Raw genomic sequence first — 15,723 nt, 5'->3', positions numbered from 1 at the left:
TATTTATTGTTTTGAGAATGAATCATTTTTTGTAGGAGTCAAAGCCTTGTCAAGATTTGAACCTTGACAAGGGTCATTCTGAAGAAATCTTAATAACTTGTTCAAAAACAGAGGTTAGATCCTTTAAGGACAACAAATACATTGTAAAAACCTTTGCTAAGTGAAACGTATTTGCGAATTTAAAAATTAAAACTTATCAACAAAACTTCGTAGTCTTTACATTAGAAAAACATTACAAATTCAAAAAATAGACAATATATTTTCCCTTCCAACCTTCAAAAAATTTGTAACTTTCCATCTTTAAAAAATTATAAAAAATGACTTCAAAGGAAAAAGTAGCTGCGCTTCGTGAAGAAATGCAGAAAAATAATGTTGATGCATTTATAGTATATTCTGCAGATCCTCATATGAGCGAATATCTGCCTCAGGAATGGCAGGAAAGGTCTTGGTTGTCCGGATTTTTAGGTTCTGCGGGTTTTGTAGTAGTTACAAAAGATAAAGCAGGACTTTGGACAGACGGAAGATATTTTACTCAAGCTCCTATCGAATTGGCGGGATCAGGAATTGATCTTTTCAAAGACGGAATGGAAGGAACTCCCAATTATATCGACTGGATTATTTCTGAAATTCCCCAAAACGGAAAAGTAGCCGTAAATGCTGTGGCCACTTCTCATGCAAACTGGGAACTTTTAACTCAAAAATTAAATTCAAAAAATATAACACTGGTTGATTCTCCACTTTTAAAGGAAATCTGGAAAGACAGAGGAACGCCATCAGAAAATCCGATTTTTGTACATCCGGTTGAGAGAGCAGGGAAATCTGTTGTGGATAAAGTGGCTGCGATCCGCCAGAAAATGGAAGATCAGGAAGCGACGGTTCATATTATTTCAAGTTTGGATGATGTTGCATGGACATTGAATTTAAGAGGAAGTGATGTAGAAAGCAATCCTGTATTTTTGGGATATATCATTATTACAAAAAATGATGCGATTTTGTTTACCGGTCTTGAAAAATTAGAAGTTGAATCCAGAAGATCGATGGATGAATCTTTCGTAAAAATGATGCCTTACGAAGAGTTTTACAATCATTTAAAAGTATTCAAAAACGAAAAAGTTTTAGTTTCTTCCACAAGTAATCAGTCAATTTTTGAAGCTTTACAATCAGATAATCAATTCATCAAAGCTCCGGTTCCTGGAAATTTAATGAAAGCTCAGAAAAATGAAACTGAGTTGGAAGGTTTCCGAAAAGTAATGGTAAGAGATGGTGTTGCAATGGTGAAATTCTTATACTGGTTGACTCACAACGCAGGAAAAAAAGCCATGAACGAATATTCTATCGGTCAAAAACTAAGAGGTTTCCGTGAAGAAGGTGAAAATTTTGTAGGCGAAAGTTTCGGCAGTATTGTCGGATATAAAGATAATGGCGCCATCATGCATTATTCGGCGAAAAGTGAAGGAAGTAAGGACGTTACAAACGATGCAAGTATTTTAGTGGATTCAGGAGGTCAATATCTTGAAGGAACTACGGATATTACCAGAACGTTGGCTTTGGGAGCGGTTTCTGACGAGTTTAAAAGAAACTCAACATTGGTTTTACAGGGATTAATTCGTTTATCAATGGTGAAATTCCCGAAAGGAACGAAAGGAGTGCAGTTGGATGCCATTGCGAGACTTCCTTTGTGGATGGAGGGGAAGGACTACAACCACGGAACAGGTCATGGTGTAGGAAGTTTCATGAATGTGCATGAAGGCCCGCAAAACATCAGAAAAGATCTGAATCCGCAGGAACTTTTGGTAGGAATGGTCTGCTCAAACGAACCGGGATATTATCTGGAAGGAGATTACGGGATTCGCCACGAAAATTTAATTGCCGTAAAAGAATCGGAAACAACAATTCATGGTACTTTTTACGAATTTGAAACCTTAACGTTCTGTCCGTTTTTTAAAAATACAATCGTTAAAGAAATCCTTTCTGAAAAAGAAATCGCATGGCTGAACAGTTATCACAAAACTTGCGAAGAAAAAATCGCTCCGCTTTTGGAAGGAGAGGTGAAAGAGTGGTTTTTGGAATTGGTAAGTCCGCTTTAAAACATTAAATAATCAATAAATTTAAAAGTTTATAACTTTAAATAATAAATAAAAGCCTTGTAATCTTACTTACAAGGCTTTTTTATTTGCGCAACCCGTATTTTCACGGATATAATTGTAGGGTTTATCCTGAGTTTTGGAAGCACAACCCGATCTATCTTTGTATCAACAAAAAGAAACATCATTCATTCTTCATATCACTTAGTAAATTCAAAGCAGCAATCACCTCAATTCTTGAGGTGATTTTTATTTATGACCTCAATAGAATGAAAGCAATAGAGAATGTATATAACTAAATTAATAGTAAAAATCGTAAATTTGCGCCATGAATAACGATACCATTTGTGCGTTGGCTACAGCCAATGGAATAGGAGCTTTAGGAATTATCAGAGTTTCGGGTAACGAAGCTTTATCTGTCGTTCAGAAATCTTTTCCTGCCAAAAAACTGGAAAAACAAAAGTCTCATACGATTCATTACGGATATTTTGTGGATGGAGAAGAGGCGATCGATGAGGTAATGCTTTCGATTTTTCTGGCACCAAAAAGTTTCACTACCGAAAATTCGGTAGAAATTGCTTTTCACGGTTCTCCGCACATTGGAAAACGTATTCTTGAAACGCTGATTAAAAATGGAGCGAGAATGGCAAAAGCCGGAGAATTTACACTTCGCGCTTTTATTAATGGAAGAATTGATCTTTCTCAGGCTGAAGCAATTGCCGACGTCATTGCTTCTGAAAATGAGGCTTCAAGAAAAGTAGCTATCAATCAGCTGAAAGGTGGAATTACCAATGAAATTTCGTTTTTGAGAACCGACTTATTAAATTTTGTTTCATTAATTGAGTTAGAACTTGATTTTGCAGAAGAAGATGTGGAATTTGCAGACAGATCTGCTCTGAATCAATTACTTGATAAAATTGAATTAAAATTAAATTCGCTTATCGAAAGTTTCCAATACGGAAATGCCATCAAAAACGGAAACTGCCGTTGCGATCATCGGAAAACCCAATGCTGGAAAATCGACTTTATTAAATGCTTTATTGAAAGAAGAAAGAGCCATTGTAAGCAATATTGCAGGAACGACGAGAGATACAATTGAAGAAATTCTGCATATTAAAGGTCATGCTTTTCGTTTGATCGACACAGCCGGATTGCGTGAAACGGTTGACGAAATTGAGGCAATTGGCGTGAAAAAAGCAAAAGAAAAAGTGGAGAACGCCAATATTCTCGTTTATCTTGCAGATGCCGCAACAGAGGATTTCTCCGAAGATATCGATATGATAAAATCTTTGTTGAGAGATGATCTGAAATTGATTATTTGCGCGACGAAAATTGATGAAGTTATACCTACTCAATATGAAAAGGCGGAAAATATTTTTAGAAATGCCATTTCTCAAGAGTTTGATTTTATTAAAATTTCAGCCGTTGAGAATCAGAATATTCAGGATCTTAAAAATGAGCTATCTTCTTATGTTGAACAATTAAAATCTGCAGAAAATAATGTCGTTATCACAAATCAGCGTCATTTTGAAGCTTTAGGAAAATCTTTAGATGCTGTGAATAAGGTCAAAGAAGCTATCAGTTTTCAAATTTCAACCGAATTATTAGCTTATGAGCTTCGTAACGCGTTAGAACATCTTGGTGAGATTTCCGGAGAAGTAACGAATGATGAGATTCTAGGGAATATTTTTTCTAAGTTTTGTATCGGGAAATAAATTAGCTTTTCTTTGATTTCTTTTTCTTTCTTTTAGTTGATTATCAGACATTTAGCAAAGGTTTATTTTCTCTTATTGGACTATATTTGTATATTTGTACCACTTTTGTACTACTTAGGACCTTGAAAATAGTCAAAAGTAGTACAAAGTAGTACAAAAGCGAATCTATGAAAATATCACTTATTCAAAGAAAATTAAAGGACGGAAGGATTAGTTTGTCAATCGAGTTTTACCGTGGTTCTGAAATTACTAATGAAGGAAAAAGAAAGCATCTGAGAAATTTTGAGAATTTAGATACCTATCTGATTGTTGATCCAAAAACTGCCAAAGAAAAGAAAGAAAATAAAGAAGCTTTGGAATTTGCAGAAAATGTAATTTCAATTCGAAAAGCTGAATATGCGCAAGGAAGATTTGAGTTAAAAAATACTGCGAAAGCTAAACGGGTATTTTTAAACTTCTTCGCTGATCTTGCGGAGGAAAAACGGACGCTCGATTCGTCAAATAATTATGGTAATTGGTTCTCTACCTACCAGCATCTAAAAAAGGTAGTTCCAAAGAACTTAACTTTTGAGGAAATTGATGAATATTTTATTAAAAAAGTTCGGAAATACTTTGAAAAGGATGCAATTAGTAAAAGTGATTTACCTCTTTCTCAAAACTCAAAGTATTCTTATTTCAACAAGTTTAAAGCTGCACTGCGTAATGCTTTCGATAATGGCTATTTGACAGTAAATTATGCTTCAAAGATAAAATCGTTTGAGCAAGCCGAAAGCCAAAGAGAATATCTGATTTTTGATGAACTACAACGATTAGCAAAAGCAGAATGTAAATATCCGGTTTTGAAGAAGGCTTTTCTTTTCTCTTGCTTATCAGGGTTACGTTGGTCGGATATCAATACTTTGATTTGGAAAGAAGTCCGTGATGAAGGTGATGTTTCTAGAGTAAATTTCCGACAAGAAAAAACAGAGGGTGTAGAATACCTTTATATTTCAAAACAAGCCAGAGAATTGTTGGGCGAAAGACAAGATCCCCATGAAAGAGTTTTCAAAGGTTTGAAATATGGAATGACCTACAATACTGAAATTATCCGCTGGTGCAATCGTGCTGCGGTTTCCCAAGCATATTACTTTTCATTCAGCTCGACATACAAATGCTGTCCTACTTCTGGAAAATGGTGCAGATATTTACACGGTTTCCAAAAGATTGGGGCATCGAGAATTGAGAACTACGCAGATTTATGCAAAAATAGTAGATAGCAAAATGAAAGAAGCCGCTGAGATTATCCCGGAACTAAATATTGAGTTGTGAAATAATTAATCGCTAAGAAACAAATTTACTGTCAATTTCTTTTTCAATAGTATGATACTGGGAAGTGCAACCGTATGCTTTTTAAATGCAACATATTTTTTATATGTATATGCGTATAATATCAGATATATAGGTAATAATCGATGTTAAAGCATATAATTATACGCATAATCTGTCAAATTTTACCTCTAATAATACTTGTTACTTTTACAGAGTAAGTAAGAGACAAATGAGGCCTGGAATGTGAAATATTCGATAGATAATCGATTTATTTCCGATTATCTGTTTTTATTTTTACATTTTTATTTTGAGTGTTAGTTCCAATTGGGTAAAAGAGACTATTTCCTAAGCAGAATTGATAGTGTTGTTAACAGAGCGAATCGAAAACCTGAATTTTGAAATCGCTAAGAAAGATGTAGAAAGATTCATCCATAATCCAAAAGTATCGGATAATTGGTCTAAACAGTATTTATTAGATCTGGTTATATTGCTAAAAATAAAAGAATAGTGTAAAAGTTACGTATATATTAATCATTTATAGATTAAGAATAAAGGATTTATTAGAGAAATTAGTTAATTTATGTTGTTGGAAATTGGTGCAGACATTTGCACAGTTTCAAAGGTTGGGATATATAGATTTACAACCACGCAGATTTATGCAAAAATTGTGGATAGCAAAATAGAAAAGGTGGCAGAGATTATTCCGGAATTAAATATTGAGTTATGATGAAAAAAAATATAGAAAGTAGACCATCCCTACTAATTCTGGTTTCATTTATTATCTCAGTGATGATGTTGCTGGGAGTTTATTTATTACCTGAAAGCTTCAGAGTTTATTTCTTAAAAAGCATCTTTCTTATTTCAATCATTTTTATTCTTTATCCATTTTGTAGAGTAAATGTAAAATGGATCCTTTATTATTTTTTCTGCCTCGATCGTGATTGGTGGATCGCGCGGATCGAAAGGCCGAGGATTTTCATCTACATTATTTATTTTGGTATTTTACTGATGATGTTGAAAGATATTTCGATCTCGAATCAATATGTACTGTTCTTCTATCGTCTGTCCATCCTGTTTTATTTAGTGGTTGGTGCCGTTATGCTTGGAAGATTGATTTGGACCAAAAAATTTGAATCTGCTCTTCTGCCTGAGATCAAGAATTTTGTCAATCAAAGCATCTCAATCCGAAAAATGACATTATCCGAAATTACCGAGGTCATCAGATCAAATACTAAAAATATTGAGGAGAGTTCATTGGGTGATCTTGAAGATCTATTGAAAGGAAGAGAAGTCGAGAATAAAATTAAATGGATCGGGACATCTGGTAAAAATGTAATTACCTACACCGAATTATTTTCCTTGTTACATTCAATTCTAGAGGGAGGCGACATCAAATTCGAAAGAGCGAAGAGAAAAAGCTTAATGAATTTCATTATAGTAAACTTTGTAAAGTATGAAAAAGGAGAAATTTCTCAAATTCCATACGGCAGCCTGAATAGTGCTTACACCAATTTTATCTTGTAAAATCAATCATATTCAAATTTTATACTTTAAAACCCTTTATTAATAGGTGTTTTGACTATCCGAGTATTTTAATGACATCGTCATTTGTTTTCCTTTGCCACACAAATTTTAAAATAGTAAAGCAATGGAAAACGAAATCATCCTTCACAAGCTGAACCGAATTGAAAAGCATATTGTAGGTCTCAAATCTATTCTTAATGTTGAAGAACTTTCAGATTATACAGGATTTAAAAAATCCTATATCTATAAATTAGTTCATACCAACAGTCTTCCTTTTTCTAAACCTAATGGGAAAGTTCTATTCTTTGAACGCAAAAAAGTCGATGAATGGTTGTTGAAAAACAGCCATAAATCAAATGATGAAATTCAACAGGAAGCCATAGAATTTTCTTTACGCAAAAAATAAAACCTGACTATGGCAGCAGTCAGGTTTTAGATGTTTGTTTACTTGGAAGTAGAGTTCAGATATAATAATTATTTGTACCGGTTCCACAATCCCAAATATTTATGGAAGAGAATAAAACGCTGTATCAAACGGGTACAGAAACTAAAACGATCTTTGACCGGGCATTGAAATATCTCAATTCTAAATATTCCATTCGATTTAATACCATATCTCTGGAGTTTGAGATCAAATTGAGGTCAGATAAAAAATGGTCAGATCTAAATTTGAACTCATTATTTATCGAACTTATTCAGTCAGGAATTGACATTCCGATCAATAAATTGGAGATCCTGGTCAGAAGTCATTTGATAGAACAGTATAATCCTATTTCAGAATATTTTAAAAGTCTGGAAGATTGGGATGGTGAAGATTATATCAAAAAGCTTTGTTCTTATGTGAAGACCAATGATGACGGTTCATTTTTCTACCATACCGAAAAATGGTTTACAAGAGCGGTATTATGTGCTTTGGAAAAAGAAAAGATAAACAAACATTGTCTGGTTCTAGCAAATGCCATCCAGAATAGCGGGAAATCCACATTTTTAAGGTTTTTTATTCCTGAAAAACTGATGAATTATATTTCTGAAGATATCGGTCTGGATAAGGATAGCAGGATCAAATTGTGCAAGAATCTGATCATCAATCTGGATGAATTGTCAGTTCTGGCCAAAGCAGACATTAATTCATTGAAGGCCTATATCTCCAAAACGCATATTAACGAGAGATTGCCTTACGCAAGGAAATCAGAATACCTGGAGCGGATCTGCAGCTTTGTGGGTTCTACCAATAAAACAGATTTTTTAACCGATGATTCTGGAAGTGTAAGGTGGATCATTTTCGAAGTGACCGAGAAGATCAACTTCAATTATTCGTTAGAGATCAATATTGATAAGGTTTGGGCGCAGGCCTACTACAATGCTTTTAATAGGAAAAATTATAATCCGGAACTGTCTGTAACAGATATTCTGGAGAATGAAAAACGCAATGAAAGATTTACGCAAATGACCCTGGAACAGGAGATCGTGAACAAGTTCTACGAACCTTCCGATCATCTGGAAGAATTTATGACCGCGACAGAAGTGATGATCGATCTGAATTCTCACGGTGTCCGGTTAAATCATTTAAAGATCGGAAGAGCTTTATCTTCTTTTAAATTTCCAAGGGTTAAACATCCCCAAAGACAGATCTACGGTTATCTCATTCGATTGAAGACCATAAAATAATTAGACAGAATTATTCTACCAACCTACCTAAGAGCTTTAAGTGACACAATGTGAATGTTTTATTTAGGTAAGTAGATAAATCCAAACCTACCTAAGTTACCTCTATAATAACATTGGGTAAGTAGGTAGATCCAGGTAGTCTTTAAAAAGAGGATCATTGATTTGATGATCAACAGATCGGTAACTAGGTAAGTATTTTAATAAAAAACATAGCAAAAATGAATTGTAAACAATTTAACAGCATATCGCTGGAAGAAGTCCTCCTTTCTCTCGGACACCTTCCCACGAAACAAAATGAAAAAGAAGCTTGGTATCTCAACCCCTTTGCCAGCGAATCCCAAGCCTCTTTCAAATTGGATAAAAGAATTAATGCCTGGTATCTTCATTCAGAAGGTGTCGGCGGGAACAATACCGACTTTATGAAAAAATATTTGAACACTTCGGTCAATGAAGTTCTGGGCTGGGCGCAAAAACAAAATTTTTCTTCTTTTCATCAGCAACAACAGATTAAAAAATCGGAACCAAATTACAGAATCGATGAGATATTGGATCTCCAGAATCCTAACCTGAAACAGTATTTGCAGGGACGTGGATTAAGTCCTAAAATCTATGAATATATAAAAGAAGTACGATTTACCATCGGCAATAAGAAACTATATGCCATTGGTTTCGAGAACTTGTCTGGCGGTTTTGAATTGCGTAATGCTTTTTACAAAGGTTCATTATTTAAAAAGGATGTTTCCATAATAGATCTCAGCAGCAATGATCAGGGTAAATCAAATATTCAAGATAGAGCTGTCCAAGGTGTAGTCGTTTTTGAAGGTTTTATAGATGCCCTGTCTTTTATAGAATTGCAAAAGTCTTTTGCAGGAGATATTCTTGTGATGAATTCCATTGCTCTTTTAAATAAATCCTTAGAACATCTGAAAAATTATCGTGATATCAATCTTTTTCTAGACAATGATAATGCAGGAATCAAATGCAGATCTGAGATCATAAAATTCTTTCCGGAAGCAAAAGATCATTCCGGAATATATTCTAACCATAAAGATTTCAACGAATTTTTGATCCAAAGAATGAAAAACAATATATCAAATAAGGCAGAAAAACAATCTGAAAAATTTCCAGATCAGGATAAACATCAGTTCAGAAATCAGGAGCTGAAAATCAAAAATTCAAATGGTTTTAAAAGGAAACGCTGATAAGGCGTGCTGTATTTTTTACCAACTACCCGCAGAAGTTAGGAGCGCATTCGCAACTTTGAAGGTCGTGCCTCCCAACAAAGTTTCTAATACGCTCTGCGAGGCTTTTAACCTGGGTAAAATAATATCAGGTTAGCTTATTGAACCTGTGTAAAAAACACCAGGCTATTTTTATCGAAGGTGTGTAAAATAAACACAGGTAAAAAGTAATGCTGCGTAATATAACTACAGCAATCTTCAGCAAAAATTTAAAATGATAAAACAATAGAAGTGTAAAACTTTAAAGATGTAAAAGCAATGAAGACCTCTATTAATTTCAAAGTTGTTAAGTCCGATTCTGAAACCCATAATTTCAGGAAGAAAACTTTCGATTACATCCGGAAAGACCTTACACCAAAAAATGAATACTGGATGGAACAGAAAATAGCTGACAGGATCCAAAAGATCGAAGCGTATTGCAAAGAAAAGTCCGGGAGGAAATTACAGAAGAATGCAATGCCTGTTCGGGAAGCGGTTGTTGTTATCAAAGAAGATACAACGATGCTGGAACTTCAAAACTTAGCCAAGAGACTGGAAGAAGAATTGGATATCCGTGTTTTTCAGATCGCCATTCACAAAGATGAAGGACACACTGATAAAAACACGAAAGAATGGAAACCAAATTACCACGCTCATCTGGTAGCTGACTGGCAGGATCTGAATACTGGCAAAACACTTAAACACCAATCCTTCCATTATTCAAAAATGCAGGATCTGACAGCTGAATGCCTAAATATGGAAAGAGGGATCTCTGGTTCCAAAGGAAGATTAGAAGCTATTGAGTTTAAAATTCAGCAGAAAGAAGAGGATCTAAAAGTTTTGGAAGAAAGATATGACATAATGAAATCTGAAATGGGTTCGAAGAAATCGGAGGAGCTGGTTGTAAAGGAAAATGATTTTTTAGGTTTTAAAAAAATTAAGACTGATAAAACCATTGAGAATTATGAAAAAGCATTTCGAACTTACAAAAGCACAATTCTAAAAAATAAAACCGAATTAGAATCCAAATCAAAACAAATTACTGAGCTTAATACAAAGGTTATTGATTTACAAAAACAAGTACATCTATTCAAAAGCAAAAACGCTGTTCTATTGTCCAACCCGACAGTTTTTGCTTCAGAAAAGAAAAAATATTTGGATTCTGTTATTAATGTTGTTGAGAGGGAAATCAAATTTTCAAGATTTAGAAATCCATACCTAGAGAGAACAGATAAGCAAAATTTGATATCAGAAATGGAAAAAATAGCACAGAAAATTTCACAAGAAAATACGGTTCCATTTTCAGCCTTCAATGAGATTTTTAAAGATACTGAGATGACAAATCAGCTTTTCTCTCTGTTGCAATTCGGTAATAGCAATACAAATTATGAGGCAGAGGATATTCCAATTCAAAATAAAAGAAAGAGAAAAAAACTCTGACCACCACCACGTATTGCAGGGTAATCTCTTTTGCTTGATAGCAATCAAGGAAGCAAGAAGTCAGGATTTCAAGAAAGCAAGAATTCAAGATTCCAAGAAAGCAGGGAAGAAACCAATCAGGCAAGCAATCTCGCTAGATTGATTGATGATACCTTTTAGTGTAGGATTCTTATTGCAATACTTTGCTTTTTTGGTTATGCTTTCTTCATTTTTGAAAAAAAAGAAACCCACGCCGTTGTATACACCAGAAAAAGTATTTAGTTCGGTATTTAGTGAGTGTTCAAACCTCACCCTACGGGTTTACAAGCACCCTCGTTTTTTAGCTATCCGATGATCAATTCGATACCGGCTTTTTCTGCTTTGTATTTTATTTTGGTCTGCAATTCATAATAGCTCCAGTTTCGCAGCACAAATTCCTGTTCTTTTGCAATCCCGATTTTGTCTTCTTGATCTTTAAGGATCAGTGTGCCCGCCTGTTGCCGGATGCAGAAATCAATCAGCTTACGGCTGTACAGATGAAGATGATGACTGACAAAACGGTTTTCCAGATCCTCTGTTTTGTGCAGTGCCTTCTGTTTCCGTTTGGTTCCATTTCCGGAACGGGAATATGCGACTCCGGCTCGAATCCTTTTGTTACTGGCCTGGATCGCCAACCTTCGATAGAGGAATTCCTCTTTCGAGCCAATATTCATTCGCACATTGTTGGCTTTTACCACGATCGGATGTTCTAATGACAGGGATGCTTCAGCAATGATCTCGGGTTTTAAACGGTGGTCTTCCTTTTCAAATTCAAAGACGGCCAGCCAAAAGATTTTACCGTCTTTGAGCTGGACCTGTGAGTTGCATAGCTTGATCTCTTCCCTTAAGAGGCGTTCCAGTACCAAGTGTTTATCAGAGAAATCTCTCCCTAAGTATGTTTTAACCGGAATCGCAAACATATTGAAGCTAAACGCTTTTTTTTCAGAATCATACTTCATTTTGCTGATACACTTGACCGGAAGCGGTATGGGAATGTCTTTTTTAAAGTTCATTAAGGATTTTGAGCCCTGCCAGTAGTCGGCTTTGTTTTTGGAAAAGGTGGATTGAATTGTATTGTTCAGGCATCCGAGAATGTCTGTGGGAATTTCTCCCTTGAAACGGTCAAAGACCAGGCGTGCCGTGGTGTTCGTTTTTGAACGGTCGAAGATTCCCATTTCATCTTTGCTTGTATCAGCTAACTTATATTTGATGTCTTCGGTGAGGTAAAAGAAATCCTTGATCATTTCCTGTACATACAGATGGGAAACGATCAGATTAGCCGCCCGGAAGCATCGGTTCTGATACCGGTAGAGCTTTCCCCACATTTGGCTTTTATCTTCAGATGGGACATCTATCACCAGCTGAATTTTTCGGGTCAGGGTTATCGTGGACTTTTCCATATCAAAGCGGTATTTGAGAAATATTTTGATTTTGAAGATGCTGATAGGCATACAGAAATTCCCGATGGACTTCCTTTTCAGGTAACATGAGTTCTTTTGCAATTACCGCAAAAGAAGATTTATGCTCAAACCGTCTTTTGATAATCTCGAGCTGTTGACTACTAAGGTTTTCTGACCGCTCTTCTTTATCAAAAGCTTTTTCCTCCGGCTGCTCAAAAGAAGTGACTTTTAGAATTTTCCGAAGCTCATCTATGGCTTTGCTCACCTCCGTGCTGATGCCTGTCACACTGCTTCCCATAGCCTCTGCGATGGGTTTGTACTGAAAGCCATATTTAAGGCAGAGTTCTATCAGGTGTTTCCTTTTGGGGTTCAGAACGGGTAACACCTTTTTAACTTCATCGAATTTGTTTTGATCGGATTCCTGGCTAAGCAAATACTCTTTATCTTTCAAGGGGTCGTAACCTGCAAGATACTCCTGATAATTCTCAAAACTGTCAAGAGAAGCCATTAAGCGGCTGAATTTATTCCGGGGAGCAGTGACATACGCTATACAATCCCTTTTCATCACAAACCGTAAAAAGCCTGTAATATGATCAGGTGTCTCAATGGTGTCACGGTGCAGCCACAATTTGAGGAAGGTATCCTGGACAATAGTGTCTACTACAAAATCATCCTTCAGCACTTGCCATCCAACCCAGAAAAGAAGTCTTTTGTAGCGTAAATGAATATGATTTAGAGCAGTGGGATTACCTTCTTTCAGCAGTTTGTATAACTGATTATCAGTCAACTTCCGGGGCAAAGTGTTTGTTCTTTTCATAAGCAGCGTATTTTGCAAAACTATTGCGAGAAGGAACTGCTTATATCTGCTAAGAGAATTCTACTTAAATTTTGACCCTTATTTCTTTTAGTTTAGCACAAAAGAAAAAGCGTGGAACTCAACTTACCGACTGGAGGTACTGGCATACCGAGCAACGATAAGAGAGCCCACGCCGAAGTCGTGGGCACATTTACTTATCAACTCGTTGCTTTGTGAAAAGTGCCAGTTTTCCAATCGAGAATCTAAGCAATAGCTTCTTTATTTCTTTGAACTATCGCAAAGTTACTTTACAGTAACTTATTTAGCAAATATAATAAAAAATAATAAAAACGTCTTATAAGTCTCTATGAAAAATATAATTATTCACAAAATTTACTAAATGTATAAATGGAGCTCTGAAGAAATAAAAAGTCAAATCGGAATTATTTTTAAACTATACCGATTAAGAAAGGGATTATCACAATTTCAACTAGCAAACGAGGTAGACCTATCTAAAGATTACATTGGTAGAATAGAAAGAGGAAAAACCAATCCAACAATTGAAATTATTATCAGTATCTGTAATTTTTTAGCCATTGATATAATTCAAGTTGTTTCTAAATTAAATCAGAGCGAACTTGATACAATAATAAGCGAGATTATGCTTTTGGAAGAAAAATTCAAAAATCAAAATAAGAGAAAATCCTAACGAAAGTTGGGATTTTTTTAGTTGTAAAATAATTGAATGCTAGAAAGGTTAATACCTTTGCAATAATATAAAAATCCTGAGATTATTCTCAGGATTTTTATATTCATTAAATATGTACCAATGTTAAATTATTAAAGAGGCCAATATATTCTTTTTAATGGAACAAGCGATTTTGTTTCAACATCTAATTTTTCATAATTATTTACTAATAATTCTACTAGCCAGTCCAAATCCACTAAGGTAATAGGGAAATTAGCTCTCTCTGCATCGTACCTTGCATCCTTGGAAAAACCAGAAGTTGTCACATAAATACCTTTATTAAAATCTCTCAATCCACCAATAAAACTTCTTATTTCCTGCGATGTGACTCTATCTTTTGTCCTTTTCTTAACCTCCACTTTAACTCTCGGTTCTTCCAAACCAAGCTCATCTGGAGAGGCAGAAATATCACTACCTAAGTCGGATCCCCTCCTTGTCATTTTCGTCTTATACCCAATTGCTCTTAAGATTCCTGCCACTAATCGCTCTGTATCTTCCCATGATAAGTTTGCAATAATATCTTTTATAAATTCTGTAGATTTAGATTCGACATCCTCCCTAATTTCTTCGAGTTCTTTTGGCTCTTCTTCTTTTTCTTTCTTCTCCTCAATTACTATTTGTTCTTCACTCATTTCAGCAGGATTATGGCTAAGAACTTCGTTCCAAACATTTCTAGAAATCTCAAAAATAGTTAAGACTGAGCCCAATCTATTTTTAGAATCTGTTGATAATACATCACGGCTTGTTGGATGCTCCATCCATTTAACACGACGTGTATGAAAAAATTCGTAACTATCATTATATTCATATTCTGAAATAATTTCACCCAAATAATAATTTCTACTGCCGGAATCATAAGTTACAACCTTATCACCAATTTGAAAGTCAACTACAAAACGGTATAATTGCCCTGCACTTTGATTTGTCCTGCCATCAGAATCTTGAGGATATGTCTCCACATACTGCCTTCGCAATTCGGAATAAGAAATATCTCTAGGTATATTTTCCAGATAATTCCACCCAATTGCAATAATGTTATTTTGCAAAAATTCATCTATTAGATAACCTCCGGTTCCGGCTCTAACCATCCATATTCTGTTTGTCTCCACGTATTATAGTTTTAAAATTATTATAAAATTCCTTATTTGACTTTTTAGTTTTTTATTCTTATCATACTCAAGTGATCCTCTTTACTGTAAATCAGTGAATAACTTTTATTCGCAACTTTTTGAGAATACCAAAGATAATTGTCTAATTTTTCAAAATTATTTATACCTGAAACTTCATTAAGGTGCGATAGTGCTTTCAAAAAATTAGCATCTGTAATTTTGAGGTATTCTGTTTTCAAATTATATTGTAAAATTACTTTTGGATAAGCAATTTTTACCAGACTATCATAAATAGGAAACTGATAATCAGTAAGAAAATATAAATACTTTGAAATAAGAGAAACTGCTTTCTTTTGTTTTTGTGCTATGGAATTATATCCATATTTATTACTAAACAAAGCCTCTAGAATCTCAGAATATTTACCAATCAATACTTTTTGAGCTTCTTCAATCAATATCTCGTCACTATATTGCGCAATTGATTCTGCTAATTCCTCAATACCGTAGTATCGTTTGTTCATTTGTGTTGAATATAAAGAATCAATTACATGCAGTCGCAGCTTAACCGTGTAAAATTGATTTTCTAAATGATTTTGAAAGCACTTTGTTATAAATTCTTTTTCCTTACCATATTGAGAAAGTTTCAAATTATAGTAGATTTGATTAGATAATTGTTTTAACTCCATAATTATA

At 34.7% G+C, this 15,723-nt stretch carries 12 protein-coding genes and 2 pseudogenes; 10 read left to right on the top strand and 4 right to left on the bottom strand.

Translation table 11 applies throughout. From position 1 onward, the window contains the following. Positions 1 to 317 precede the first annotated feature (317 nt). The 9 genes and pseudogenes from J3D55_RS17370 to J3D55_RS17335 all read left to right on the top strand — a co-directional run bounded on the left by J3D55_RS17370 (position 318) and on the right by J3D55_RS17335 (position 10,959). Positions 318 to 2,087 (top strand): aminopeptidase P family protein, encoded by a 1,770-nt coding sequence (locus J3D55_RS17370; protein ID WP_259132743.1) that lies wholly within the window; start codon positions 318 to 320, stop codon positions 2,085 to 2,087. Between the two features lie 325 nt (positions 2,088 to 2,412). After that, positions 2,413 to 3,799, top strand: a pseudogene (gene mnmE, locus J3D55_RS17365) (tRNA uridine-5-carboxymethylaminomethyl(34) synthesis GTPase MnmE). Between the two features lie 167 nt (positions 3,800 to 3,966). Next, positions 3,967 to 4,485, top strand: a pseudogene (locus tag J3D55_RS22395) (phage integrase SAM-like domain-containing protein); the annotation flags it as partial. A gap of 415 nt (positions 4,486 to 4,900) precedes the next feature. Then, entirely contained in the window at positions 4,901 to 5,107 is a 207-nt protein-coding gene (locus tag J3D55_RS22390) for a tyrosine-type recombinase/integrase (RefSeq protein WP_310467225.1), read from the top strand. A 723-nt stretch (positions 5,108 to 5,830) separates the two neighbouring features. After that, a complete protein-coding gene (locus J3D55_RS17355) occupies positions 5,831 to 6,631 on the top strand; it encodes a hypothetical protein (RefSeq protein ID WP_259132742.1) in 801 nt (266 codons plus the stop codon). A gap of 124 nt (positions 6,632 to 6,755) precedes the next feature. Next, positions 6,756 to 7,037 carry an excisionase family DNA-binding protein gene (locus J3D55_RS17350; protein WP_191180910.1) on the top strand — a complete coding sequence of 94 codons (282 nt, stop codon included), beginning with the start codon at positions 6,756 to 6,758 and terminating at the stop codon, positions 7,035 to 7,037. Between the two features lie 101 nt (positions 7,038 to 7,138). After that, a complete protein-coding gene (locus tag J3D55_RS17345) occupies positions 7,139 to 8,299 on the top strand; it encodes a VapE domain-containing protein (protein ID WP_259132741.1) in 1,161 nt (386 codons plus the stop codon). Between the two features lie 218 nt (positions 8,300 to 8,517). Further along, positions 8,518 to 9,501, top strand: coding sequence for a DUF8464 domain-containing protein (locus J3D55_RS17340; protein ID WP_259132740.1), 984 nt, complete (start codon positions 8,518 to 8,520; stop codon positions 9,499 to 9,501). A 411-nt stretch (positions 9,502 to 9,912) separates the two neighbouring features. Next, positions 9,913 to 10,959, top strand: coding sequence for a hypothetical protein (locus tag J3D55_RS17335; RefSeq protein ID WP_259132739.1), 1,047 nt, complete (start codon positions 9,913 to 9,915; stop codon positions 10,957 to 10,959). Between the two features lie 323 nt (positions 10,960 to 11,282). Here the strand turns inward: J3D55_RS17335 and J3D55_RS17330 are convergent, their stop codons facing one another. Both J3D55_RS17330 and J3D55_RS17325 read right to left on the bottom strand, forming a co-directional pair. Beyond that, the gene (locus tag J3D55_RS17330) at positions 11,283 to 12,377 is read right to left on the bottom strand and encodes a hypothetical protein (RefSeq protein WP_259132738.1); all 1,095 of its coding nucleotides are present in this window, start codon (positions 12,375 to 12,377) and stop codon (positions 11,283 to 11,285) included. 1 nt (position 12,378) lies between these two features. Continuing rightward, positions 12,379 to 13,194 carry an RNA polymerase sigma factor gene (locus J3D55_RS17325; protein ID WP_259132737.1) on the bottom strand — a complete coding sequence of 272 codons (816 nt, stop codon included), beginning with the start codon at positions 13,192 to 13,194 and terminating at the stop codon, positions 12,379 to 12,381. Positions 13,195 to 13,573: 379 nt separating this feature from the next. Here J3D55_RS17325 and J3D55_RS17320 point away from each other — a divergent pair, with 379 nt between their 5' ends. Further along, entirely contained in the window at positions 13,574 to 13,882 is a 309-nt protein-coding gene (locus J3D55_RS17320; protein WP_259132736.1) for a helix-turn-helix domain-containing protein, read from the top strand. 131 nt (positions 13,883 to 14,013) lie between these two features. Here the strand turns inward: J3D55_RS17320 and J3D55_RS17315 are convergent, their stop codons facing one another. After that, positions 14,014 to 15,030 (bottom strand): restriction endonuclease, encoded by a 1,017-nt coding sequence (locus J3D55_RS17315; RefSeq protein WP_259132735.1) that lies wholly within the window; start codon positions 15,028 to 15,030, stop codon positions 14,014 to 14,016. A 44-nt stretch (positions 15,031 to 15,074) separates the two neighbouring features. Beyond that, complete coding sequence (locus tag J3D55_RS17310) at positions 15,075 to 15,716, bottom strand: hypothetical protein (protein ID WP_259132734.1); 642 nt, start codon at positions 15,714 to 15,716, stop codon at positions 15,075 to 15,077. Positions 15,717 to 15,723: the final 7 nt, after the last annotated feature.

Origin of the sequence: Chryseobacterium ginsenosidimutans, from assembly GCF_024807225.1 — a bacterium.
GTDB classification, from domain to species: Bacteria; Bacteroidota; Bacteroidia; order Flavobacteriales; family Weeksellaceae; genus Chryseobacterium; species Chryseobacterium ginsenosidimutans.
This window is presented reverse-complemented; position numbering and strand designations above follow the sequence as displayed.

Excerpts from the sequence above, each read along its gene's own strand:
- J3D55_RS17370 (WP_259132743.1), top strand. The coding sequence starts at position 318 with ATGACTTCAAAGGAAAAAGTAGCTGCGCTTCGTGAAGAAATGCAGAAA.
- J3D55_RS17355 (WP_259132742.1), top strand. The coding sequence starts at position 5,831 with ATGATGAAAAAAAATATAGAAAGTAGACCATCCCTACTAATTCTGGTT.
- J3D55_RS17350 (WP_191180910.1), top strand. The coding sequence starts at position 6,756 with ATGGAAAACGAAATCATCCTTCACAAGCTGAACCGAATTGAAAAGCAT.
- J3D55_RS17345 (WP_259132741.1), top strand. The coding sequence starts at position 7,139 with ATGGAAGAGAATAAAACGCTGTATCAAACGGGTACAGAAACTAAAACG.
- J3D55_RS17340 (WP_259132740.1), top strand. The coding sequence starts at position 8,518 with ATGAATTGTAAACAATTTAACAGCATATCGCTGGAAGAAGTCCTCCTT.
- J3D55_RS17335 (WP_259132739.1), top strand. The coding sequence starts at position 9,913 with ATGGAACAGAAAATAGCTGACAGGATCCAAAAGATCGAAGCGTATTGC.
- J3D55_RS17330 (WP_259132738.1), bottom strand. The coding sequence starts at position 12,377 with ATGGAAAAGTCCACGATAACCCTGACCCGAAAAATTCAGCTGGTGATA.
- J3D55_RS17325 (WP_259132737.1), bottom strand. The coding sequence starts at position 13,194 with ATGAAAAGAACAAACACTTTGCCCCGGAAGTTGACTGATAATCAGTTA.
- J3D55_RS17320 (WP_259132736.1), top strand. The coding sequence starts at position 13,574 with ATGTATAAATGGAGCTCTGAAGAAATAAAAAGTCAAATCGGAATTATT.
- J3D55_RS17310 (WP_259132734.1), bottom strand. The coding sequence starts at position 15,716 with ATGGAGTTAAAACAATTATCTAATCAAATCTACTATAATTTGAAACTT.